The organism is Paramagnetospirillum marisnigri (genome assembly GCF_001650715.1).
GTDB classification, from domain to species: Bacteria; Pseudomonadota; Alphaproteobacteria; order Rhodospirillales; family Magnetospirillaceae; genus Phaeospirillum; species Phaeospirillum marisnigri.
Map to the genome: position 1 here is coordinate 176,783 of NZ_LWQT01000098.1, position 23,889 is coordinate 200,671.

At 65.9% G+C, this 23,889-nt stretch carries 23 protein-coding genes; 17 read left to right on the forward strand and 6 right to left on the reverse strand.

The features are described from left to right. Nucleotides 1-148: 148 nt before the first annotated feature. The 6 genes from acs to A6A04_RS18180 all read left to right on the forward strand — a co-directional run bounded on the left by acs (nt 149) and on the right by A6A04_RS18180 (nt 6,516). Nucleotides 149-2,098: an acetate--CoA ligase gene (gene acs, locus A6A04_RS18155; RefSeq protein ID WP_068495450.1), complete on the forward strand. Its 1,950-nt coding sequence runs from the start codon at nt 149-151 to the stop codon at nt 2,096-2,098. Between the two features lie 56 nt (nt 2,099-2,154). Beyond that, entirely contained in the window at nt 2,155-3,138 is a 984-nt protein-coding gene (locus A6A04_RS18160) for an aliphatic sulfonate ABC transporter substrate-binding protein (RefSeq protein ID WP_245651283.1), read from the forward strand. Between the two features lie 10 nt (nt 3,139-3,148). Then, nucleotides 3,149-3,967 carry an ABC transporter permease gene (locus A6A04_RS18165; protein ID WP_068495452.1) on the forward strand — a complete coding sequence of 273 codons (819 nt, stop codon included), beginning with the start codon at nt 3,149-3,151 and terminating at the stop codon, nt 3,965-3,967. Between the two features lie 4 nt (nt 3,968-3,971). Next, nucleotides 3,972-4,742, forward strand: a complete 771-nt coding sequence (locus A6A04_RS18170; RefSeq protein ID WP_068495454.1) for an ABC transporter ATP-binding protein — start codon at nt 3,972-3,974, stop codon at nt 4,740-4,742. Between the two features lie 117 nt (nt 4,743-4,859). Continuing rightward, nucleotides 4,860-5,372: an OsmC family protein gene (locus A6A04_RS18175; protein ID WP_068495456.1), complete on the forward strand. Its 513-nt coding sequence runs from the start codon at nt 4,860-4,862 to the stop codon at nt 5,370-5,372. After that, complete coding sequence (locus tag A6A04_RS18180) at nt 5,365-6,516, forward strand: trans-sulfuration enzyme family protein (protein ID WP_068495458.1); 1,152 nt, start codon at nt 5,365-5,367, stop codon at nt 6,514-6,516. Before A6A04_RS18175 ends, A6A04_RS18180 begins: the two co-directional genes overlap by 8 nt. 10 nt (nt 6,517-6,526) lie before the next feature. Here A6A04_RS18180 and A6A04_RS18185 read toward each other — a convergent pair whose 3' ends face one another. From A6A04_RS18185 to A6A04_RS18200, 4 genes are read right to left on the reverse strand one after another with little or no spacing between them, the layout of a single operon-like run. Then, entirely contained in the window at nt 6,527-7,171 is a 645-nt protein-coding gene (locus tag A6A04_RS18185; RefSeq protein ID WP_322096825.1) for a response regulator transcription factor, read from the reverse strand. A 12-nt stretch (nt 7,172-7,183) separates the two neighbouring features. Next, the gene (locus A6A04_RS18190; RefSeq protein ID WP_068495461.1) at nt 7,184-8,761 is read right to left on the reverse strand and encodes an ATP-binding protein; all 1,578 of its coding nucleotides are present in this window, start codon (nt 8,759-8,761) and stop codon (nt 7,184-7,186) included. Next, the gene (locus A6A04_RS18195; RefSeq protein WP_068495463.1) at nt 8,758-9,363 is read right to left on the reverse strand and encodes a response regulator transcription factor; all 606 of its coding nucleotides are present in this window, start codon (nt 9,361-9,363) and stop codon (nt 8,758-8,760) included. Before A6A04_RS18195 ends, A6A04_RS18190 begins: the two co-directional genes overlap by 4 nt. Next, a complete protein-coding gene (locus tag A6A04_RS18200; protein ID WP_082915044.1) occupies nt 9,360-10,445 on the reverse strand; it encodes a sensor histidine kinase in 1,086 nt (361 codons plus the stop codon). The genes A6A04_RS18195 and A6A04_RS18200 overlap by 4 nt, the downstream gene beginning before the upstream one ends. 152 nt (nt 10,446-10,597) lie before the next feature. Between A6A04_RS18200 and A6A04_RS21975 the strand changes: the two genes are divergently transcribed. From A6A04_RS21975 to A6A04_RS18230, 6 genes are all read left to right on the forward strand, one after another. Beyond that, nucleotides 10,598-11,578: a GNAT family N-acetyltransferase gene (locus A6A04_RS21975; RefSeq protein ID WP_082915042.1), complete on the forward strand. Its 981-nt coding sequence runs from the start codon at nt 10,598-10,600 to the stop codon at nt 11,576-11,578. A 194-nt stretch (nt 11,579-11,772) separates the two neighbouring features. Further along, nucleotides 11,773-12,036 (forward strand): hypothetical protein, encoded by a 264-nt coding sequence (locus A6A04_RS18210; RefSeq protein ID WP_068495424.1) that lies wholly within the window; start codon nt 11,773-11,775, stop codon nt 12,034-12,036. A gap of 118 nt (nt 12,037-12,154) precedes the next feature. After that, nucleotides 12,155-13,069: a LysR family transcriptional regulator gene (locus A6A04_RS18215; RefSeq protein ID WP_068495426.1), complete on the forward strand. Its 915-nt coding sequence runs from the start codon at nt 12,155-12,157 to the stop codon at nt 13,067-13,069. 174 nt (nt 13,070-13,243) lie between these two features. Further along, complete coding sequence (locus A6A04_RS18220; protein WP_068495428.1) at nt 13,244-15,100, forward strand: thiamine pyrophosphate-dependent enzyme; 1,857 nt, start codon at nt 13,244-13,246, stop codon at nt 15,098-15,100. A gap of 109 nt (nt 15,101-15,209) precedes the next feature. Next, a complete protein-coding gene (locus A6A04_RS18225) occupies nt 15,210-15,842 on the forward strand; it encodes an indolepyruvate oxidoreductase subunit beta (RefSeq protein WP_068495430.1) in 633 nt (210 codons plus the stop codon). An 82-nt stretch (nt 15,843-15,924) separates the two neighbouring features. Next, the gene (locus A6A04_RS18230; protein ID WP_068495432.1) at nt 15,925-16,335 is read left to right on the forward strand and encodes a response regulator; all 411 of its coding nucleotides are present in this window, start codon (nt 15,925-15,927) and stop codon (nt 16,333-16,335) included. On the opposite strand, the gene A6A04_RS18235 is transcribed toward A6A04_RS18230, so the two are convergent. Both A6A04_RS18235 and def read right to left on the reverse strand, forming a co-directional pair. Further along, a complete protein-coding gene (locus A6A04_RS18235; protein WP_068495434.1) occupies nt 16,336-16,968 on the reverse strand; it encodes a COQ9 family protein in 633 nt (210 codons plus the stop codon). Nucleotides 16,969-16,970: 2 nt separating this feature from the next. Continuing rightward, nucleotides 16,971-17,510: a peptide deformylase gene (gene def, locus A6A04_RS18240; protein WP_068495436.1), complete on the reverse strand. Its 540-nt coding sequence runs from the start codon at nt 17,508-17,510 to the stop codon at nt 16,971-16,973. A 113-nt stretch (nt 17,511-17,623) separates the two neighbouring features. Between def and rpsU the strand changes: the two genes are divergently transcribed. The 5 genes from rpsU to A6A04_RS18265 all read left to right on the forward strand — a co-directional run bounded on the left by rpsU (nt 17,624) and on the right by A6A04_RS18265 (nt 23,821). After that, nucleotides 17,624-17,827, forward strand: a complete 204-nt coding sequence (rpsU, locus tag A6A04_RS18245; RefSeq protein WP_002726599.1) for a 30S ribosomal protein S21 — start codon at nt 17,624-17,626, stop codon at nt 17,825-17,827. A gap of 279 nt (nt 17,828-18,106) precedes the next feature. Then, complete coding sequence (locus tag A6A04_RS18250) at nt 18,107-20,623, forward strand: bacteriohemerythrin (RefSeq protein ID WP_082915043.1); 2,517 nt, start codon at nt 18,107-18,109, stop codon at nt 20,621-20,623. Nucleotides 20,624-20,967: 344 nt separating this feature from the next. Beyond that, complete coding sequence (locus A6A04_RS18255) at nt 20,968-21,147, forward strand: hypothetical protein (protein ID WP_068495440.1); 180 nt, start codon at nt 20,968-20,970, stop codon at nt 21,145-21,147. Nucleotides 21,148-21,412: 265 nt separating this feature from the next. After that, nucleotides 21,413-21,931, forward strand: a complete 519-nt coding sequence (locus A6A04_RS18260) for an arsenate reductase/protein-tyrosine-phosphatase family protein (RefSeq protein WP_068495441.1) — start codon at nt 21,413-21,415, stop codon at nt 21,929-21,931. A 129-nt stretch (nt 21,932-22,060) separates the two neighbouring features. Further along, nucleotides 22,061-23,821 (forward strand): GGDEF domain-containing protein, encoded by a 1,761-nt coding sequence (locus A6A04_RS18265; protein ID WP_068495443.1) that lies wholly within the window; start codon nt 22,061-22,063, stop codon nt 23,819-23,821. Nucleotides 23,822-23,889: the final 68 nt, after the last annotated feature.

Genomic DNA, 23,889 nt, shown 5'->3' on the forward strand with positions numbered 1-23,889 from the left:
GCGCGAGACCACGCATCCCCGGCCAATACAACATGTGCACATTGTTGTTTATCTCGTGACTGCCGCCATGCACGCAATGCAATTGTGAAATATCGGAGACAGGGCGCAGATTGCGGGCTCCCGCCCTCGGAACAATGAGGCCCCGACCGTGTCCGAACTTTATCCGGTTCCCGCCGATTTCGCCGCCCGCGCCCATGTGGACGCCGCCGCCTATGACCGCCTGTATCCGGCCTCGGTGGCCGATCCCCAGGCTTATTGGCGCGAGCAGGCGGCCTTCCTCGACTGGATGCGGCCCTTCACCCAGGTCAGCGATACCCGCTTCGACCCCGAGGACCTGCGCATCCGCTGGTTCGCCGATGGGACCTTGAACGCCTCGGTCAACTGCGTCGACCGCCATTTGCCCGCCAAGGCGGACATTCCCGCCATCCTGTGGGAGGGCGACCGCCCCGGCGACAGCCGCACCGTCACCTGGGGCGAGCTTTCGGACAAGGTCAACCGCCTGGCCAATGTCCTGAGCGGCCTGGGCATTGCCAAGGGCGACGTGGTCACCATCTATCTGCCGGTGATCCCGGAAGCCTTCATCGCCATGATGGCCTGCGTGCGCATCGGCGCGGTGCATTCGGTGGTCTTCTCGGGCTTTTCCGCCGAATCCCTGGCCAGCCGCATCGAGGATGCCGGGGCCAAGCTGCTGATCACCGCCGACGAGGGCTATCGCGGCGGCCGCACGGTGCCGCTGAAACGCAATGCCGACGAGGCGGTGGCCGGGCAGCCCAGCATCCGCCATGTGGTGGTGGTGCGACGCTCGGACGGCGCCGTCCCCTTCACCCCCGGCCGCGACGTCTGGTACCACGAGGCCCTGGCCGCCGCCGCGCCGTGGTGCGAGCCGGTGGAAATGGGGGCCGAGGACCCGCTGTTCATCCTCTATACCTCGGGGTCCACCGGCAAGCCCAAGGGGCTGGTCCATACCACCGGCGGCTATCTGGTGCATGCCGGGACCTCGTGGCGGACCATTTTCGACTGGCATGAGGGCGACATTTTCTGGTGCACCGCCGATGTGGGCTGGGTCACCGCCCATAGCTACAAGATCTACGGCCCGCTGCTGAACGGCGCCACCAGCGTCATGTTCGAGGGCGTGCCCAGTTGGCCGGATTCCTCGCGCTGGTGGTCCATCATCGAACGTCACCGGGTCAACATTTTCTATACCGCCCCCACCGCACTGCGCTCGCTGATGCGCGAAGGCGACGGACCGGTGCGCCGACACGACCTGTCCACCCTGCGGGTGCTGGGATCGGTGGGCGAGCCCATCAATCCCGAAGCCTGGCGCTGGTACCATACGGTGATCGGCGGCGGCCGCTGCCCCATCGTCGACACCTATTGGCAGACCGAGACCGGGGCGGTGCTGCTGACCCCCATTCCCGGCGCCGTAGCCAACAAGCCCGGCCGGGCGGGCAAGCCCTATTTCGGCATCACGCCGCGGGTGGTCGATGCCCAGGGCGGGGTGATCGACGGTCCCGGCGAGGGCAATATGTGCTTCGAGGGCTCGTGGCCCGGCCAGGCCCGCACCATCCTGGGCGACCATGACCGCTTCATCAGCACCTATTTCGCCCCCTTCCCCGGCCTGTTCTTCACCGGCGACGGCGTGCTGCGCGACGAGGACGGCTATTACTGCATCACCGGCCGGGTCGACGACGTCATCAATGTCTCGGGCCACCGGCTGGGCACGGTGGAGCTGGAAAGCGCCATCTCCTCCCATCCGGCGGTGGCGGAATCGGCGGTGGTGGGCTATCCCCACGAGGTCAAGGGCCAGGGCGTCTTCGCCTATGTCACCCTGAAGGACGGCATTCCCGCCACCGAGGATTTGCGCCGGGAAATCAAGGACAGCGTCCGCGCCCGCATCGGCGCCATCGCCAGCCCCGACATCATCCAATGGGCCCCGGCCCTGCCCAAGAACCGGGCGGGCAAGATCCTGCGCCGCATCCTGACCAAGGTGGCCGCCGACGATTTCCAGAATTTTGGCGACACCTCGACCCTGGCCGATCCCGGCGTGGTGGACGACATCGTCCAGCGCCGCAAAGCCGACAAAGGCATTTATCTATAGACTTTGTGTTGTATAACGTATATCAACATGGAAACGCTGTATTAACAGGAGAGCCGATGATGTGGAGTGCCAAGCAGGTTGCCCGGACGGTGATGGCGGGCCTGATCGCCCTGGGTGCGGCGGGCAAGGCCCAGGCCGCCGACAAGGTCGAGGAACTGACCCTGGACTACGCCTATTACAATCCGGTCAGCCTGGTGCTGAAGAACAAGGGTTGGCTTGAGGAAGAGCTGAAGAAGGACGGCATCAAGGTCAAGTGGGTGCTGTCGCTGGGCTCGAACAAGGCGCTGGAATTCCTCAACGCCAAGAGCCTGGATTTCGGCTCGTCGGCCGGTGCCGCCGCCCTGCTCGCCCGCATCAACGGCAATCCGGTGAAGTCGGTCTATGTCTACTCCAAGCCGGAATGGACCGCCCTGGTCGCCGCCAAGGGCAGCCCGATCCAGAAGGTCTCCGACCTGAAGGGCAAGCGCATCGCCGCCACCCGCGGCACCGATCCGCACATCTTCCTGCTGCGCACCCTGGCCGAGAACGGCCTGACCGAGAAGGACCTGAAGGTGGTGCTGCTGCAGCACCAGGACGGCAAGCTGGCCCTGTTGAAGGGCGACGTGGACGCCTGGGCCGGTCTCGACCCGCTGATGGCCCAGGCCGAGGTCGACGACGGCGCCAAGCTGTTCTACCGCAACGCCGAGATCAACACCTGGGGCGTGCTCAACACCCGCGAGGACTTCGCCAGCGCTCATCCCGAGCTGGTGGCCAAGGTGATCGGCGCCTATGAGAAGGCTCGCGCCCACGCCATCGCCAATCCCGACGAGTTGAAGAAGATCATCGCCGAATCGGCCAAGCTGACCGAGGCGGTGGCCGCCCGCCAGCTGGAGCGCACCGACCTGTCCACCGCCGCCATCGGCCCACGCCAGCAAAAGACCATCGAGGCCGCCGGCATCGCCCTGCAGAAGGAAGGTGTCATCGCCGCCGACGTGAATGTTCCCTCGGTGGCCGCCGCCCTGGTAGACTCCTCCTTCGTGACCAAGCTGGGCGTGAAGTAAGGACATCTTCGTGAGTGATCTTCAGGAAAACGCCCCCGTCGCCTCTGGCGGCGGGGGTTTCGCCTCCCTCGGACGCGGTGGACTGGGGCTGATTCTCCCCATTGGCCTCGCCCTGGGCTGGGAAGTGGCGGTGGCGCTGCACTGGGCCGATGGCCGCCTGCTGCCGACGCCGTCCAAGGTCTTCGCCACCCTGTGGGCTTTGGGCGTCGATGGCACCCTGCCCGGCCATCTGTGGGCCACCCTGCACCGGGTGGCGCTGGGCTTCTTGTTCGGCGTGACGGCGGGGACCCTACTGGGCGCGGTGTCGGGCTACTGGACCCTGGCGCGCCGCCTGCTGGACCCTACCTTGCAAGCGCTGCGCAACATCCCCTCCATCGCCTGGGTGCCCATGTTTATCCTGTGGTTCGGCATCTTCGAGACCTCGAAGGTGATCCTGATCGCGGTGGGCGTGTTCTTCCCCATCTATCTCGCCCTGACCAGCGCCATCCTGGGCGTCGACCGCAAGCTGGTGGAGGTGGGACGCATCTTCCGTTTCTCCCACCGCGAGATGATCACCCGCATCCTGCTGCCCGCCACCCTGCCCTCCTATATCGTCTCGCTGCGCGCCGGTCTCGGCCTCGGCTGGATGTTCGTGGTCGCCGCCGAATTCATGGGCGCCGAGGAGGGCCTGGGCTTCCTGCTGGTGGACGGCCAGCAGACCGGGCGGCCCGCCACCATCCTGGCCTCCATCACCGCCTTCGCCATCCTGGGCAAGACCACGGATTGGCTGCTGGCGCTGTTGTCCGCCCGCGCCCTGCGCTGGCAGGACAGCTTCAAGCCCGCGGAGTAGGCCCATGCTCGACCTCGTTTCCCTGTCCAAGCGCTATCCCAACGGCCTGCTGGCCCTGGAAGGCCTCAGCCTGTCGGTGGCGCCGGGCGAGATTCTCGCCATCGTCGGCGGCTCGGGCTGCGGCAAGAGCACCCTGTTGCGCCTGATCTCCGGTCTCGACGCCCCGACTTCGGGCCGCGCCAGCCTGGACGGCACGCCGCTGACCGCGCCGCGTCCAGAAATCGGCATGGTGTTCCAGGAACCCCGGCTGATGCCATGGCTGAGCATCGACGACAATGTGGGCTTCGGCATCCGCCACCTGCCCGCCTCCGAGCAGAAGAGCCGCATCAATGAGGCCCTGGCACGGGTGGGCCTTGCTTCCCATGCCGGTCATTGGCCACGCGAGCTGTCGGGGGGACAAGCCCAGCGGGTCGCCCTGGCCCGCGCCCTGGTGGGACGGCCGCAGGTTTTGCTGCTTGACGAGCCCTTCAGTGCCCTGGATGCCCTGACCCGTGCCGATCTCCAGGACCATCTGCTGGAGTTGTGGCATTACGACCGCCCCACCATGATCCTGGTGACCCACGACATCGAGGAGGCGCTGGTGCTGGCCGACCGCATCGTGGTGATGCAGCCCAATCCCGGCCGAATCCGGGTCGAGGTGACGCCCCATCTGGCGCGGCCGCGCGACCGCCTCGACCACGAATTCCAGGAATGGAAGTACAAGTTGCTGGCGGAACTGGACCATGCGTCACGGCCGCCGGGGGGCGAGGAACTCTCCCCCGCCGCCGCCATTTAACGTCTGCCCGAGTCGAGTTGAATCCCCCTTTACATCGTCATGCCCGGACGTGACCCGGGCATCCACGGACCCCCGGGTCAAGCCCGGGGGTGACGGGAACGGAGAACGGAGACCACCATGAACGCCGATGACCTGCGCGCCCTGCAAGCCCCCATCAAGGACAAGTACAAAGTCGACCCCGCTACGGCGGTAATCACCCTGAAGGCCAAGGGTGAACTGGACGGGGAAGGTATCGCCTGCAAGGTCGATACTGGCCGCGCCCTGGTGGAGGCCGGTCTGCACCCCGCCACCGGCGGCAGCGGCATGCAGGCCTGTTCCGGCGACATGCTGCTGGAAGCGCTGGTGGCCTGTGCCGGGGTGACCCTGAAGGCGGTGGCCACCGCCATCGGCTTCGAGTTGAAGGGCGGCAGCGTCTCGGCCGAGGGCGACCTGGACTTCCGCGGCACCCTGGGGGTGGCCAAGGACGCCCCGGTGGGATTCGGCCAGATCCGCCTGCGCTTCGACCTCGACACCACCGAGCCGCAGGAGCGCATCGACCAGCTGACCAAGCTGACCGAACGCTATTGCGTGGTGTTCCAGACCCTGGCCAAGCCGCCGCAGCTGACCCTGGCCGTCGCCGCCCATGGCTGAGGTGCCACCCCGGCGGCCCGAGACCCTGGCCGCCACCGCCCTAGGGCATGAGGACGCGGCGACGGGAGCCCTGATCCCGCCGCTGCATCCCAGCACCACCTTTCGCCGCGACGCCGATCTGGGCTATGGGCGCGGGCGGGTCTATGCCCGGGCCGACAACCCTACCTTCGACGCCGCCGCCGAGTTGCTGAGCGCCCTGGAGGGCGGCGAGCAGACCCTGCTGTTCGCCTCGGGCATGGCGGCGGCTACCGCCGTCTTCCTGTCCCTGTCCCCCGGCGACCATGTGGTGGTGCCCCGGGTGATGTATTGGGGGCTGCGGTCCTGGCTGCTCGGCTTCGCCAGCCGCTGGGGCCTGGAGGTGGAAGGCGTCGACGCCGAGGACCTGGACGCCGTCCGCGCCGCCCTGAAGCCCAGCCGCACCCGGCTGGTCTGGCTGGAAAGCCCCGCCAATCCCCTGTGGGGGATCAGCGACATCGCCGCCATCGCCGAACTGGCGCACCGGGCGGGGGCAAGGCTGGCGGTGGATTCCACCGTGGCAACGCCGGTGCTGACCCGGCCGCTGGAACTGGGCGCCGATCTGGTGATGCATTCCGCCACCAAATACCTCAACGGCCATTCCGACGTGGTGGCGGGCACCCTGACCACCCGCAGCAAGGACGAGGACTGGGACCGCATCAAGGCGGTGCAGAGCCAGAACGGCGCCATTCTCGGCACTTTCGAAGCCTGGCTGCTGCAACGCGGCCTGCGCACCCTGTTTCCCCGGGTTCAATGGCAGTGCCGTAGCACCCTCGACCTCGCCCAGCGGCTCGCCGCCCATCCCCGGGTCGCCGAGGTGCTCTATCCCGGCCTGCCCGACTTCCCCGGCCACGCCCTGGCGGCCCGCCAGATGACCGGCGGCTTCGGCGGCATGCTGTCCATCCGGGTCAAGGGCGGCGAGGCCGCCGCCGTGGCCGTGGCCGCCAGGGTCGGGCTGTGGAAGCCCGCTACCTCGCTGGGCGGGGTGGAAAGCCTGATCGAACACCGCGCCAGCATCGAGGGGCCGACCTCGCCGGTTCCCACCGATCTGCTGCGTCTGTCGGTGGGGCTGGAAGCCGTCGACGACCTATGGGCCGACCTGGATCAAGCACTGGACTCAAGCCGCTAAAAAACTCCCGTCACGCTCTGGCGGCCGCGGGGCTTGCACTTCCCATATCCTCAAGATCGAGAGCCATGCGGACCAGTGCCGACAGGCTTTCCGCCGCCATCTTGTCCATGACCCGGGCGCGGTGGATTTCCACGGTCCGGACGCTGATTGCCAACTGCGCCGCCGCGGCCTTGTTGGACAGGCCCAACACCACCAGATCCATGACCTCGCGCTCTCGCGGGGTCAACTGCTCGGCCCGCGCCTTGACACCTTCGCGGCGACGGCGGTCGAGATAGGCCTTGGCCCCCTTGTCCAGGGCAAGCGAGACGGCGTTCAGCAGGACCGTATCCTCGAACGGCTTTTCGATGAAATCGGCGGCGCCCTCCTTCAGGGCCTGCACCGCCATGGCCACATGGGCATGGCCGGTGATGACCACCAGGGGAATCGACAGGCCTTGCTGATTGAAATAGCGCAACAAATCCAGGCCGCTCATCCCCGGCATGCGCACATCGGCGACGACGCATCCCGGCCGGGACAGATCGGTCGTGGCCAGGAAGCTCTCGGCATCAGCATGGGCCCGGCTGACCATACCCGCCGAGTCCAGCAGCATGACCAATGAGTCCCGAACACCCTGGTCATCGTCGATGACATGAATTACAGCCCCATCCATCCCCATACCCGCCTGAAACTAATCCTCTGCCCGGGGCAAGGTGAAACGGAACACGCAACCGCCACGCCCGCGCTCGGCCAACCACAGCCGACCTCCGTGCGCCTCTATGATAGTACGACTTATGGACAGGCCCAAGCCCATGCCAGAGGTCTTGGTCGTATTAAATGGTTGGTATAGGCGGGCCGCAAGTTCATCGCTCATTCCAGGGCCGCTATCCGACACCGAGACCTCCACCGCCCCGTCCTCGCCGCCGCGAAGGGTAATGACGATCTGACGGCGTCGGCCCGCCCTCTCCGCCAAGGCATCGACGGCGTTGCTGATCAGGTTGACCAGCACCTGCTGAATCTGGATCGCATCCACCATCACCATCGTGCCGACAAGGTGGTTCACCACCTCCATCCGCACCGCCAGGCGGTCGCAATCGATCCGGGTCAGTTCGATGGCCTCGGCCACCAGATCGGTGATGGCGTGGGGGTGGCGGTCAAGTTCGCCGCGCCCGATGAAATCGCGCAGGCTTTGGATGATCTTGCCCGCCCGCTCGGCCTGGGCGGCGACGCCATCAAGGGCTTGGCGGACTTTCTGGGGGTCGCAGTCAGGCTGGGTCATCAGGCGTTGCGTCGCGCGGGTATAGTTCATGACCGCCGCCAGGGGTTGGTTGATCTCATGCGCCATGGCCGCCGCCATCTCCCCCGCCGTCGACAGGCGGGCATAGCTGGCCTGCCGGTCGAGGTGATCGCGCAAGGTCGCCTCTGCCCGACGGCGCCCCGTCACCGCCGCTCCCAGGAACAAGGTCGACACGGTCAAGGACAGCATGCGGAACTGGTAGGCGGTGATGGCCTGGACATTGGACACCACGGCGACAAAGGCGAAGGCGATCCCGATCTGCATCACCATGTTGATCAGCACCGCCCCCGTCAGGCCGAAGCGCGAGGCAACCCAGATGGCCGGCAGGAACAGCAGGAAAAATAGCTGCAGCCCCCCTTCCGACATCCGCTGGATGTTGAGCACGAGAATCGCGCCAACGAGCAGCGTCTGTACGGCAATTTCCAGCAACATCGCCCGGGGAGGCAGCCGGATGCCATCGCGCAGCACCAGGATGGCGCTGGTCACCACCATGACGCCGACCATGTCGCCAATCCAGGATGCCGCCATGACCGGCATAAGCTTCGCGACGGTGATTTCGCCCAGCGCCAGAAGCTCTTCCAATTGCAGCAGCGAATGAACCAGGGCGGCTAAGGCCGCCACCATCACCACGGTGAACAGGTCGCGGAATGTGGACAGATCGGTTCTGATTCTGCGGCGCAGGAACTGGGCCGCCCCGCCCCAAACCACCATCATGACGGCTGTTTCCAGCAGCAATTCCCATAAAGGGATTGTGGTGGGACAGAACAGGTGGGTGCCGACGACTTCGCCGATCAGCACCATCGGCGCAAACCGCCACCCCCCCATCAGCAGGGCGGCGAAACCGATGCCGGTGGACGGGTCCCACGGCACCATGCCGTGGGGTTCCATGGTCTGGAAATGCTCGACATATTCCAGGGCGAGATACATGACGAGCAGGACCAGGGCGCTCCGCAGGGTCGGCGGCGATCTCATCCGCGTTTCTGCGACAGCAGTTGCGCCAGTTCCACGGCGGTCCGCACCCCCATCTTTTCGAAGACGTGGGAGCGGTGCACCTCCACCGTGCGCATGGTGATGCCCAGGTCATCGGCGATCACCTTGTTGAGCTTGCCCGCCAGGACCAGATCCATCACCTGACGTTCGCGCAAGGTGAGCGCCGCCAGCCTGGAGGCCAGCGATGCGGCGTCGGCTTCGCTTTCGCGTTGCTTGGCGACCCAGGTCAAGGCGTCGATCACCCGATCCACCAGATCATTGTCGTTGAACGGCTTCTCGACGAAGTCGCGCGCCCCCTTCTTCAGGGCCCCCACCGCCATGGGCACATCGCCATGGCCGGTCAGGAAGATCACCTGCAGGCGCGAGCCGCGCTCCAGCAGATGCTCGAACAGCTCCAGCCCGGTCATGCCCTCCATGCGGATGTCCAGCACCATGCAGCCGCGCCGGTCCTCGGTCCAATCCGCCAGGAAGGCTTCGGCGGAGTCGAAGGTTTCCGCCTGGATTCCCCGCGACTGGAACAGCCAGCCCAGCGCGTCGCGGATGGCCTCGTCGTCATCGACGATATAAACCGCGCCCTCGGTCATGACAGCTTCTCCGGCAATGTGAACTGGAAGATGGCTCCGCCATCGGGATTGGGCTCGAACCACAGGCGCCCGCGATGGGATTCGATGATGGAGCGACAGATGTTCAGTCCCATGCCCATGCCTTCCGACTTGGTGGTGAAGAATGGGGTGAACAGGCTTTCCGCCACCTCGGGGGCGATACCGCCCCCCTGATCGGCAACCCTGACCACGGCCAGGCCATCGGCGCTTTCCACCGTCACGTCCAATATCCGTTCGGCTGCCGGTGTCTGTCCCATGGCTTCCATGGCATTGCGCGCCAGATTGAGCACCACCTGCTCGATCAGAATACGGTCCGCCTCCACCTGGGGGTCACGCGGATCCAGCTCCAGATCGACCCGGATGGCCCGCTTGCGGGCCTCGGCCTCGAGAAAGCCCATGGCTCCCTCCACCACCCGGTTCAGCGCGCAGGGCGCCACCAGGGGGTCGCTCTTGCGCACGAAATCATGGATGCGCCGGATGATGTGGCCGGCACGCTGGGCCTGGACCCCCAGCTTGGTCAGCGGCGCCGTCAGTTCCTCGACCTTGGCGTCGCCCGCCGCCAACCGGTTGAGGCAGCCGGTGGCGTAGCTGGCGATGGCCGATAGCGGCTGGTTCAACTCGTGGGCCAGGGTCGAGGCCATCTCGCCCATGGTGATCAGGCGCGAGGTCCGTTGCAGTTTCTCCTGGTGCTGGCGGGCGAGCTCCTCGGCCTTCTTGCGCTCGGTTACATCCAGCACCGAGGCCATCCAGCCGGTATGGCGACCATCGGACTCGATCAGCGGCGCCTCGTAGACCAGGGCGTGGAAGCGCTCGCCATTCTTGCGCCGGAACACGATCTCGAACCCGTCCGGCGGCGCGTCGCCCCGCAATACCGCTCGATGCAGGGCATAGGTCTTTTCCATGTCCTCGGGGAGCCAGTAGGGCATGGGCGGCATCGAGCCCACCAGTTCGTCGGCGCTCCAGCCCACCATGTGACAGAAGGCGGGATTGACATAGGTGATGCGGCCGTCCAGGTCGCGTGCCCGCATGCCCACCGCGACCCGACCCGGAAATTCCCACTTCATTCCAACCCCCTCTTGACCGGCGTTTGTATTTCGGTATTATCGTACCGAATTATTCATTTAACAAGGTACCGCCCGCCCAGGGGAGTCGTCAAGTGTCGGCGCCCCCTACACCTTCGGAACGGCACCTAGAGATCGGGAGGTTCGCGAGTTCCATGAGCACCACTATCCGCGATATCACGAGTGCCGACATCGAGCGGGTGATCGAGCTTGATCGTCGCCTGACGGGGGCACCCCGCCGCAATTACCACGAGAAGCGTATGGCCGCCGCCACGGCGGAGCCCACCAGCTTCGTTTCCATCGCCGCCGCCGACGGCCCGGTGCTGAAGGGCTATGTCCTGGCCCATATCCTGGACGGCGAATTCGGCGGCACCGGCCCGGTGGGCGTGGTCGAGACCATTGGTGTCGACCCCGACCAGCGCGGCAACGGCCTGGGGCGCAAGCTGATGGCGGCGGTCGAGGCCGCCATGAAGCAGCGCGGCATCCGCGAACTGGTCACCCAGGCCGACTGGACCGAACACGGCATCACCCGCTTCTTCCAGTCCGCCGGGTTCGAACTGGCCCCCCGTATCGTCCTGGAGCGCGGCACGGACGACGTCTCGGATTTCGAGGCCCCGCTGGCCCAGCAGGTGCGCGACAGCGACGAGGTCGACCTGTCCGACCCCTCGGGCGACGACTTCTCCGCATTGTCGCGTGACCGGGTGCCGGTGCGCTCGCTGACCGAGGCCGACTATCCCTATATCGTGTCCATCGACCGCAAGGTCATGCGCCGCGACCGCTCGGGCTACTACAAGCGCAAGATTTCCGAGGTCACCAAGGAATCCGGCGTCCGCGTCTCCCTGGTGGCCGAGCTGGACGGCATGTTCGCGGGCTTCGTCATGGCCCGGACCGAATACGGCGAATTCGGCCGCGCCCAGGCCACCGCCATCCTGGACACCATCGGCGTCGACCCGGCCTATTCCGGCCATAATGTCGGCCGCGCCCTGTTGAGCCAATTGCTGACCAACCTGTCGTCCCTGGGCGTCGAGAAGGTCCAGACGCAGGTCAGCTGGAACAGCTTCGACCTGCTGCGCTTCATGGCGCGGTGTGGCTTCGTCCCCTCGCAGCGCCTGTCGTTCTGGCGCCGCCTGGACTAAGGGCCCCTCCGCAGGTCGTCTCCCCCCCCCTTTCACCGACCCGCGCCAAGGGGCCGGAAGCCGACATGGCTTCCGGCCCCTCTTTCATGATTAATGCATCTTTTCGATCTAGCCCTTGAGGCCTACATTGAGTTCATGGCCTGGGGTTCATCCGCCAGTCACCTGACTGGCGCCCCACCATGGAGGGGTATACCATGAAGATGTTCGCTGCCGTTCTTGCCGCCGGAATGCTGGCCCTGGCGTCCACCGCCGCCTTCGCCGGCGCCGACGACACCAAGTGGGTCGCCAAGTGCATCAGCGACAATTCCGATGCCAAGGTGTCGGTCGAGATCGTCGCCAAGTACTGCACCTGCATGAACAACAAGATGGACGACAACGAAACCAAGACCATTACCCAGTGGGAAAAGACCCACCCGGCCGAGATGAAGGCCTGTGAAAAGGAAGCGGGCTGGAAGTAACAGCCTCGCCGTCCGGATTGGACAGCCCGGGGGGACGCGCCACAGGGGGCGGTCCCCCCGCTTCATGTCCGGACCATATGGAACTCCATCCCGCCATATCTTTTTGGTATGATCAGGCATGGATATCCGACAACTGCGCTATTTCCTCGGCATCGTCGAACACGGATCGCTGACCCGGGCCGCCGAGGCGTTGCGGGTGGCGCAACCGGCGTTGAGCCTGCACCTCAAACGCCTGGAAGAGGAAATCGGCTGCCCGCTGGTCCATCGCACCGCCCGGGGCGTGGTCCCCACCGAAAGCGGCCAGCGTCTGGCGCTGCGCGCCGCCATGCTGGTGGATCAGGTCTCGGGCCTGCGCGATGAGATCCGGGGATTGGAGGCCGCGCCCTCCGGCCCAACGGTGATCGGCATTCCCACCTCGCTCGGCCCCATGCTGACGGCCCCCTTGGTGATGGATGTGCGCCGCCGCTATCCGGCCATCCGGCTGCGGGTGGTGGAAGGCTTGTCGGGCCACATGCTGGAATGGGTGTCGTCGGGCAAGGTGGACATGGCGCTGGTGTTCGGGGCCGAGCCGCCCCCCGGACTCGCCACCCGCTTCGTCGCCCGCGAGCGGCTGGGGCTGGTGGCCCCAAAGGGCGACGAAACCGCCGCCGGGCGCGACCGCATCGAGCTGGCGGCCGCCCTGGAACTGCCCCTGATCCTTCCCGGCCATCCCCACGGCCTCCGGGTCGAGGTGGAGCGCGCCGCCGCCTCGATGGGAACCTCTGCGCATGTGGTGGTGGAGGTGGACGCCCTGGAACAGATCAAGGCGCTGGTGGCCAAGGGCGCCGGTTATACCGTGCTGTCAGAACGCTATGCCCGCAGCGGCCCGGAAGCCTCGGGGCTGGTCTGCATCCCCATCGTGGCGCCCGAGATCGAGCGGACCATCTCGCTGGCCCATTCCGCCGACCGGCCGCTGTCCATCGCCGCCAGGGCGGTGCACGCCATCGCCCTGGAACAGTTGGGACGGCTGACCCATGATGGCCGCTGGATGTGATACAGAATTCAACAATCCCGGTATCGCACAGATATGCATTGGTGCGCCGGGAATGCGCATTCCGCTTCCGATTCGGTCCGCACCGATGGTAGGGTCTAGCCCTTCCGCCGAGACCGGGGGCGATACCACCCGGACCGCGGAACTGGTCCAAGGATGAGAGGGTAGGAGCTTTCCATGTCCGCTGCCGTCAAGGCGAAGCCGCAGTCACGTCTTCTGTTGTCCGGTAACGACGCCATCGCCCGGGGTGTCTGGGAGGCTGGCGCCAAGGTCGCCGCCGCCTATCCCGGCACGCCGTCCACCGAAATCCTGGAAAGCCTGTCCCAGTATCCCGATCTCTATGCCGAATGGTCGGTCAACGAGAAGGTGGCCCTGGAAGTGGCCATCGGCGGCTCCATGTCGGGAGCCCGCTCGTTCTGCGCCATGAAGCATGTGGGCCTCAACGTCGCCTCCGACGCCTTCATGACCATCACGGTCGCGGGCGTGGTCGGCGGCCTGGTCATCGCCGTGGCCGACGATGTCGGCATGAGTTCGTCCCAGAATGAACAGGACTCCCGCTTCTGGGGCCGCTTCGGCCATGTGCCGCTGCTGGAGCCCGCCGACTCGCAGGAAGCCTACGAGATGGCCAAATACGCCTTCGAACTGTCGGAGGCCTATAACACCCCCGTCATCCTGCGCCTGACCACCCGCGTCTGCCATGTCAAGGCGGTGGTGCAGGTGGGCGAGCGCGCCGCCCACGACATCACCGGCTTCAAGTCCGACGCCCGGCGCTGGGTCATGACCCCGGCCAATGCCAAGGGTCGCCTGCCCGACCAGATCGCCCGCGAGGGCAAGCTGCAGGCCCTGGCGGAAGTCTCCCCGCTCAACGTGCTGGAGCCCGGCTCCGACCGTCGGGTCGGCTTCGTCACCTCGGGTCCCGCCTATATGCATGTGCGGGAAAGCTTCCCCGACGCGCCGGTGCTGAAGCTGGGCTTTTCCTATCCGGTGCCCATGGCCCTGGTGGAGAAGCTGGCGGCCCAGGTCGACCACCTGGTGGTGGCCGAGGAAACCGAGCCGCTGCTGGAACACGACATCAAGGCCGCCGGGCTGCTGACGATCCACGGCAAGGACCTGCTGCCCCGCCTGGGCGAGCTGACCCCCAACGTGCTGATCCCAGCCATCAAGACCTTCCTGGGCGAGCCCATTCCGCCGACCTCGACCTATCCGAAATTCGACCCCTTCCCCCGGCCGCCGACCATGTGCGCCGCCTGTCCCCATATGGGCGTCTACTACTCGCTGGCCCGCATGCGCAAGAAGGTGCAGATTTCCGGCGATATCGGCTGCTACACCCTGGGCGCCGGGCATCCGTGGAACGCGCTGGACACTACCATTTCCATGGGCGCCTCCATGGGCATCGCGCTCGGCATGGACAAGGCGCGCTCGGAAGAGACCAAGGACAAGGCGGTGGTGGCCGTCATCGGCGATTCCACCTTCCTGCACATGGGCATGCAGGGCATGCTCGACATCGTCTATAACCGCGGCAATGTCACCACCCTGATCCTGGACAACCGCACCACCGGCATGACCGGCGGCCAGAACCACGCCGGAACCGGCAAGGGCCTCAAGGGCGACGACGCGCCGCGCGTCGATTTCGTCAAGCTGGTGGAAGCCCTGGGCGTCGCGCCCGAGCGCATCCGCAAGATCGACCCCTATCAGCTGCCGGTGGTGTTCAAGACCATCAAGCAGGAGATCGAGACCCCCGGCCCGTCGGTGATCATCACCGACCGGCCCTGCGTCCTGTCCGAGTTCTATCACAAGATCGAGCCCTACCGGGTGGTGGACGAGGACTGCACCGGCTGCGGCAACTGCATCAATGTGGGCTGTCCCGCCATCACCGTGAAGCGCTCGGAAAGCAAGCTGCGACCCGACGGCAAGACCAACGAGCTGAAATTCACCACCATCGACACCGCCATGTGCACCGGTTGCCACATGTGCGTCGAATCCTGCGGACCCAAGGCCATCGTACTGGCCAAGCCCGTCGCGGTGGCCGAGTGAAGACTGAATTGAGCGAGCGGAGCGAGCGCGGCGCCATTGCGGCGCCCGGAGCGAAGCGGAGGAGCCAAGGGTGCGCGAGCACCCGCCCGGCGATTGAGGGACAAACGAAATGAACGATGTCATCACCAACATCCTGGTCTGCGGTACCGGTGGCCAAGGCGTCATGACCGCCGCCGAGATCCTGGCCCAGACCGCCATCACCAAGGGCTTCGACTGCAAGAAGTCGGAAGTGGCAGGCATGGCCCAGCGTGGCGGCGTCGTCACCAGCCATGTCCGCTTCGGCAAGCGCGTCTGGTCGCCGGTCATCACGCCGGGCACCGCCGATATCCTGGTGGCGTTCGAGGTGGCGGAAGGCTCGCGCTGGGCCGACATGCTGCGGCCCGGCGGCATCGCCATGGTCAATACCATCCGGCTGGTGCCGCCGGTGGTGTCCATGGGACTGTTCAAGTATCCCGACGATCCGGTGGCCCAGATGCGGGCGGCGGGCGTGACGGTCTACGACTTCGATGCCGGCGCCATCGCCCGCGAATTGGGCGACCTCAAGCTGGTCAACACCATCATGCTGGGCGCCATCGCCGACTTCCTGCCCTTCCCCGCCACCGAGCTGGAGGAACAGATCGTCGGCCGCTTCCGCGAAAGGAAGCCCGCCATGGTCGAGGTCAACCAAAAGGCCTTCGAGGCCGGGCGCGCCGCCGCCCGTGCCCGCGCCAGCGCCGACCAGCAACTGGCGGCCAATTCATAAGGTCTTCACCCCTTTGGCTTTCTCGCCGGTTCTGCTAGATTTCAATGAACCGGCGAGATCGCCAGCCCGTGGGAGAGCCCCAATGCCGTCTACCGCTGCCATCGACCTTGGTGCCCTGAAGATTCTGATCATCGACGATCAGGAATTCGTGCGCACCATCGTCAAGAAGATGCTGCAGCAGGTGGGAGTCGGCCTGATCGTCGAGGCCCATGACGGCAATTCCGGCCTGGAAGCGGCCGAGCGCGACCTTCCCGACGTGGTCATTTGCGACGTGCAGATGCGTCCGGTGGACGGTTTCGGCTTCGTCAAGGCACTGCGGGCCAAGCCGTTCGGCACCGCCATGCCGGTGATCATGCTGACCGCCCATACCGATGCCACCACGGTGGAGCGGGCCAAGGAACTGAACGTCAACGCCTTCCTGGCCAAGCCGGTGCTGCCGCCCGCCCTGAAGGAAAAGATCATCGCCGTGGTCGGCAAGGGCAAGACCGGCTGATCAGCGCTGCGGCACGCCCCAGCGCCGGGCGGGCATCTTCAATCCGGACACCCAGCCTTCCACTTTCTGACGCAGCTTCGGCAAATTGCGCACATCGTTGAGGCGGCGGCGCAGGAAGGCCCAACTGTCCTCGCATCCCTCGGACGGATCGTCCAGCCAGTACAGCAAGGTGGCGGAATAGACCGCCCCCAGGCTCATGCGCTTGGTATACCACGAAAAATCGTGCGAGGAATCCCCCACCGCCCGCCAGATGGCGTCGACGCTGGCCCAGGTCAGCCGCCCCGCCACAGCGATATTGGAGGGCAGAGACAGCAGCGAGGCCGCCCGGCGCATGGCCTCGCGGTGCTCGCTCCAGGGTTCCAGGCGCAGCCGCACCGCCCGATACACCTTCTCACCCAGGCCGAGGCCCTCCAAGCCCGAGGCCGCCATGGCCTCCGCCATGCGGCGATCGGCCAGATCGGTCAGATGAGCCACCGCATCCACGGCGCCACAGGGAAACAGCCGGGCGGGCAGGGTCGGATCGAGGTCAAGGTCCCGCGCCGCCGCCGCCAGCGAGGCCTCCGACCAGCCGTCGAAAGCGGCGTGGGGCAACATGGCCTCGACCATGGCATCCTTCAGGCGCACCATCTCCATTCCTACTCTCCTCCGTCGAAATCCGGATCGCTGAGCGCCTTGCGGGTTTCCTCGACAAAGCCGAAGGTCCCCAGATCGGGCATGCGCATGGGGTAGAGAACCCCATCCAGATGATCGCATTCATGCTGAAGCACCCGGGCATGAAACCCTTCGGCCTCCCTTTCCAACGGCTGCCCCTGCCGGTCGAGGCCCCAATAGCGCAACCGGGTGAAGCGGGGCACCGCCCCGGTCATCCCAGGCAGCGACAAACAGCCTTCGTAGTCGGTTTGCACCGTGTCGTCGAGCGGTTCCAGTTCGGGATTGATCAGAACAGTCAGCGGCACGGCCGCGCCGCCATTGCGAAGGGCGGGCACGAAAAACACCACGATCCGCAGCGATGCGAAAACTTGCGGCGCCGCCAGTCCGACCCCGCCCGCATCGGCCATGGTTTCAATCATGTCGTCGATAAGACGCTGGATTTCCGGTGACAGCGGTTCTTCCACCGGGGCCGCCTTGCCTTGCAGCACCGGGCTGCCCATGCGGGCAATCTTCAAAATGGACATTCGACCTCTTTGCCCTTCCCAACCGCACCGCCCTGTGCTATCAACCCACCTCCCGAACGGCAGGTCTGCCGTGCGAAGGGGGTCTTTTCAGCGTAGAGGAGCGGTGGCGCAACGTGCAAGTTCTCGTTCGTGACAACAATGTCGATCAGGCCCTGAAGGCGCTCAAGAAGAAGATGCAGCGTGAGGGGGTTTTCCGCGAGATGAAGCTTCGCCGTAATTACGAGAAGCCGTCCGAGCGCCGTGCCCGTGAGAAGGCCGAGGCGGTGCGTCGCGCCCGCAAGCTCGAGCGCAAGCGCCTCGAGCGCGAAGGCTTCTAAGCACAGGCTCCTTCGGCCGGCAGCATCGCGTCGGCCGTCCCTGCCCTGCTCGCCCTTACGCCTGGCGTCATGACTTCGGTCATGGCGCTTTTTGGCTTTGCATCTGGACCGCCCCCCTTGTCGGTTGCCAGTCCCGGACTGCAACAAGACTGAGACATCTTATTCACCAAAGCTTCAAGCGGACTCATCCGCCGACCCCGCCATAATCCGCCGCCGATTGGCTTGGCTCATGAACGCCTGTGCCGGACCTCCGGCAGGCGGCAACGGTGGTGCGTGGATATGACGGAATTTGCCGAAGCGGCTTACGCGACACCTCTCTGGCGCAAGGTTGATTGGTCTTCCTGGCGCAATGGAGTCTGGGCGCGCCGGGCCGCCAGCAGATGGCGGGCGCTGGCGGCGGAGCCGCTGGCATGGTGGCAGACCGGTGACGTGCCCTGGTTCCGCGACATCAGCATTCAGGCCCGCTTCTCCCTCTTGATCGGCGTGGTGCTAGCCGCCGGGGTGCTGGTTGGAACCGCCTATGGCCTCGGCGAGCGCAGCATCTCCCGCGCCCTCAATGATCAGATGGAATACCAGTCGCTGCTGGAACTTTCGTCCGGCATCCGGGCGGGCGCGCTGACCATGCAGACCGATGCGAACGGCCTGACCGCCGAGCGCAAGGCCCGTTTCGCCGAGGAATTCGATACCCAGTACTACCTTGTCACCGCCGCCCTGGCCGCCATCAAGGCCTCGCCCGTGGCCGCCGAGCACCACGACGAGATCGCCGCCCTGGACCACGCCCTGGCCGAGGTGAACGCCCAGTTCGGCAAGGTTGTGGCGCTGACCACCACCTTGGGCCTGACGGAGAGCGACGGATTGCGGGGCAAGCTGCGCGCCTCGGTCAAGGCCATCGAGGATGAATTGGCGCTCTGGCCCAATACCGACGACCTCAAGGCCCGCATGCTGCGCCTGCGCGAGGCCGAAAAGAACTTCATGATCTATCAGGATGCCTCGTATCTGGGAAAAAGCCGGGGTCTGGCCAGCCAGTTCGAATTCGCCATCGACGCCGCCGCCATCGCCAACTCCACCAAGGACGACTTCCGCGCCATGGCGACAGCCTATAGCGCGGACATGGCCGCCTATGGCGCCGCCCATCTGGAGCAGGAGACCGAGATCGCCAAATTGCGCAGCCTGTTCGAGGCCCTGCAGCCGCGCATCCAGGATTTCTCCACCATGGCCCATGTGGGCGTGGCCGAGGCCAATGAGCGTCAGGGCCAAACCCGGTCCCAGGTCGGTCTGGTCATCGCCGTGATCGGCAGCCTTGCCCTGCTGGCCGTGATCCTGGTGGGGCTGATTTCGGCCCGATCCATCGGGCGGCCGGTGCTGCTGATGGAAGAAGCCATGAGCCGCCTGGCCGATGGCGACAATCTGGCGGATATTCCCGGGGTCCATCGCGCCGACGAGGTCGGCATCATGGCCAAGGCGGTGCGGGTGTTCCGTGACAACGCCCTGGCCATGGAAGAATTGCGGGTGCGCCAGGAAGCCGAGCAGGCCGCCAAGGAATTGCGGGGGCAAAAGCTCGACGCCCTGATCGCCGCTTTCGATTCCGACGTCTCCGCCGTGATCGGGACCGTGGCGGGCTCGGCCGCCGATGCCGAGACCTCGGCCCGCGAGATGGACAGCTTCGCCAGCCAGACCGTGGAGCAGATGGAGGCTGTGGACCACTCGTCCGGTGCCGCCACCGCCAGTGTCCAGGCCATGGCCGCTGCCGCCGAACAGCTGGCCTATTCCATCGACGAGATTTCCGCCCGGGTCAACGAGGCCTCGAAGGTGGCGGTGGAGGCGTCCAAGACCGCCAGCCGCACCGACGACATCGTCCGATCGCTGTTCGAGGCGTCCAAGCGCATCGGCGCGGTTGTGACCTTCATCCAGACCATCGCCTCGCAGACCCGCCTGCTGGCGCTGAACGCCACCATCGAAGCCGCTCGGGCAGGCGAGCACGGCCATGGTTTCGCCGTGGTGGCGGGCGAAGTCAAGCAACTGGCGGACAAGACCAGCAGCGCCACCAATGAAATCGCCGGCCAGATCGCCGCGGTCCAGGCGGCAGGCGAGTCGGCGGTGGGCGCCATCCGCGAGATCGCCGCCTCGGTGGAAAAAGTCAACGAAATCTCTGGCACCATCGCCGCCGCCGTCGAGGAACAGGGCGCCGCCACCCGCGAGATTTCCCGCGCCGCCCAGGATGCCGCCCAGGGAACCACCATGGTGGCCTCGTCCATCAACTGGGTGGTCAAGGAGGCGGCGCAGATGCGCAGCTCGGCCAGCACCATGCTGGAAGGCTCGGTGCGCATGACGGGGCAGTCGGAAATCCTGCGCGCCATGGTCGATAACTTCCTGCTGGGAGTCCAGGACGGCGCCCCCAGCTTGAAATGGGGCGAAGCCTGGCTGACCGGCCATCCGGTCATCGACGAGGACCACCGGCTGCTGGTCGAGACCGTCAACGAACTGAGCGAGGCCATGATCGCGGGCAAGGGGCGCGATATCCTGGGTGCCATCCTGGACCGGCTCGCCGACTACACCACCCGTCATTTCGCGCGAGAGGAAGCCATCTGGGAGCAGGGCGGTCTCGACTCACTGGAGGAACATCGCCGCTTCCATCGAGACCTCCTGGCCAAGGTCAAAAGCTTTGCCGAGGATTTCCGCCTCGGCAAGGCCACGCTCAGCATGGACATGATGACCTTCCTGCGCGACTGGCTGATGAAGCATGTGTTCAAGACCGACAAGCAGGCCGTCGCCACCATCGCCCCCGCCACCCGTTGAAAATGTAACACTTCTGGGGATTGTCGCCCCCCCGGAGCTGCGGTATATTTCAGTTCAGTGACGCACACGCACGTGCCGATGGCCCATCCGAGGTTATGCAACGACGATCGCGTCCTTTTTGGAGGAGCCGGCCACCGTGGGCCGGTACCCGAAAGGGAGGTGGACATGTTGGTGACCCGTGTTCTGGGCACTTTCCCCGACGCCGCATCCATGACCAGCACTAGGCCGTAAGCCGCGGTCGCGCAGCCGATTCCGGTTGCCTGCTGCCGTATCGCTTACGCGACATCCCCTCCCATGCGAGGGGATGTGGACGGAGGATTCTCCGTGATCATGGGGAGGAAGAAATGGAAAACTGGGCCCGCCTGATGACCGCCGATCGTGAATTGTCCCAAGCCTTCGATCTGCTGGACCGCGCCCGCGAGATCACCTTGCGCACACCCGCCGCCATCGTTACCCGCGAAGGCCTGGTGGCCGCCGCCCGCGATGCCGTGACCCGGGTCAACGGCCTGCTGAAGCACGATTAGCGCGTGATCCGCCTCGTCATGTCATCCCGAGCGGCAGCGAGGTATCTCATCCTGGAACGGCTATTCCGGCTTGGAACCAGCGGTCCAGAGAGAGATCCCTCCGCCCGATGGTCGTCGGGATGACGGATCATCTCATGCGCCGACCGGTATCATCGTCCCCCGCGACGCCAAGACCGCCGTCCGCAGGCTTAGGAAAACCATAACATTCATCCGGCTTTGAACAGCCTATACTCCCCTTGCGTACAGCCTCAGGGGAGCCGAAGCCATGGCCATTCCCAATAAGGTCTTCAACGTCCTCTTCATTTGCGACGACGACACCGTCCGTGCCCCCATCGCCGCCTCGCTGCTCAATGCCCGGCCGTCCGGAGGCTTTCGCGCCTTCAGCGCCGGCATCGCGCCCAGCACGGCGGTTCCCGCCGCCACCCTGGATGCGCTGCGGGCCGCCGGAGCCCCGGCCGAGGGGCTGACCCCGGTCCCGTTGGACGATTTCCGTCCGGCGGGCGCCCCTCACATGGACTTCGTCTTCACCCTGACGGAACCCCACGAGGCCTGCAGCATCGGCGCCCCCCTGCCCGGCGCGCCGGTGGTGGTCCCCTGGCCGATTCCGCGCCCGGACCTGGATACCGGCTCACTGGCCGAGCGCAGTTCCCGCATCGCCGAGGTGGTGCGCATGATCCGCCGCCGGGTCGACCTGTTCTCGGAACTGCCGCTGGACCGGCTCGATGCCCTGACCCTGCGCCTTCAAGCCGAAGGCGTTCATCAGCGGGCTACCGACGAATCGTGACGCCTGGATGATTCTTTTGTTTCAGTCGGCCGTGGCGAGTGCCCCGCGACAGTCGCGGCGGTATAATCCCGCGTCGCGATACCACGCCCGTTCGTTGATCCGTTCCGTCGCACCGAAAAGTCCCTTTCCATGCCCCCGGCCATCGACAGCAGCACCGACTTCTCCGGTATCCGGGTGGCCCTCCAGGCCATCGTCAACGTCCATTCCGGCCTGTGCTTCGGACACGAGGCCCTGCTGCGCGGTTGGGAAGCCTATGGCGCCGAGTCCATCGAGGATTTGCTGGGGGCCTGCCATGCCGCCGGGCGGCTGGCCGATCTGGAAATCACCGTCCGCACCCGCATCGCCGATCTGGCCCGCTGTTATCCCGCGGTGGCTCAATCCGCCCTGTTCGTCAACCTGGATGCCCGCGCCGTCGGGCAACTGGACCAGGTCATGGAGGCGACTCGGCAGTTGCTGCAACCCCTTTTCCCCCATGTGGTGACCGAGATTTCCGCCCTGCCTCAGGGCGAGGCGCCGACGGTCTATTCCGCCAAGACCATGCGGCGCCAGGGCGGCATGCTGGCCATTGACCGCTTCGGAGCCGCCGCCGCCTCGCTCAGCCTGCTGTCGGGCTGCGATCCGGACTTCATCAAGATCGACCGTTCGCTGATCGCCGGTATCGATACCGAGGCCCGCAAGCGGGTGGTGCTGGCCCAGGTGATCGGCATGGCCCACACCCTGGGTATCGAGGTCATCGCCGTGGGGGTCGAAAGCGGCCGCGATCTCACCGTCTGCCGCGAATTGGGCCTGGACCTGATCCAAGGCTATTTCATCAGCCCGCCCCAGGAAGCCCCCGACCGCCTGGGGGGAAGCTATGAGCATGTGGATGCCCTGGCCCGCGAGGACCGCCGCCAACGCCAGATCGACCAGAAATGGGTGATCCAGCAGATGGATCAGGTCCCCGCCATCCTGGTGGACGCGCCGCTGCGCGACATGTTCGACCGCTTCGCCCGTTCGCCGGACAATGCCTATGTGCCGGTGGTGGACGCCACCGGCCGCCCGCTGGGCATCGTGCGCGAAAGCGACATGAAGAATTACGCCTATTCCGCCTATGGCAAGGATCTGATCGCCAACAAGGCCCTGGGCCGCCGCCTGCGCGAATTCGTGGTGCGCTGCCCCATCGCCGACATCACCACGCCGCTCGACCGCATGCTGTCCATTTTCGCCGCCGCCGAGAAGGCCGACGGCATCCTGCTGTCCGAGCACATGGTCTATCGCGGCTTCCTGACCGCCCGCTCGCTGATCCGCGCCATGCACGAAAAGACCCTGGCGCGGGCCCGTGATGAAAACCCCCTGAGCAAACTGCCCGGCAACGTGGTCATCACCGAATACGTCAACGACTGCATCGCCGATGGCGAGGGCGCGGTGTTGGCCTATATCGACTTCGACAACTTCAAGCCATTCAACGACACCTACGGCTTCCGCCAGGGCGACCGCGCCATCTTGCTGTTCGCCGAGTTGTGCCGCAAGGCGGCCGACCCCCAGACCTGGTTCCTGGGCCATATCGGCGGCGACGACTTCTTCGTCGGCCTCAAGGGCGCCAGCGAGGCCGAGGCGGCCACCGCCATTGGCGACCTGATCCGCCAGTTCACCTCGGACGCCGAAAGCTTCTATGACGCCGAAGCCCGCCAGCGGCGCTGCATCACCGCCCAGGACCGCGAGGGCCATGTGAAGTCGTTTCCGCTGCTGTCGGCCAGCGCGGTGTTGCTGGTGCTGCCGCCCGGCAATCGCGAGGTCAGCGCCGACGACATCTCGTCTGCCATCGCATCGCGCAAGAAGGAAGCCAAATCCGCTCCCGACAAATTGGCGGTGGTGGTGCTGGCTTCGGACGCCTCTGTCACTTCAAAATAACCGAACATTAACACCGCCGAGCCGGGTCGAGCGCTATTGTGCACTGCGGCATATGGCCGAGAGAGCGC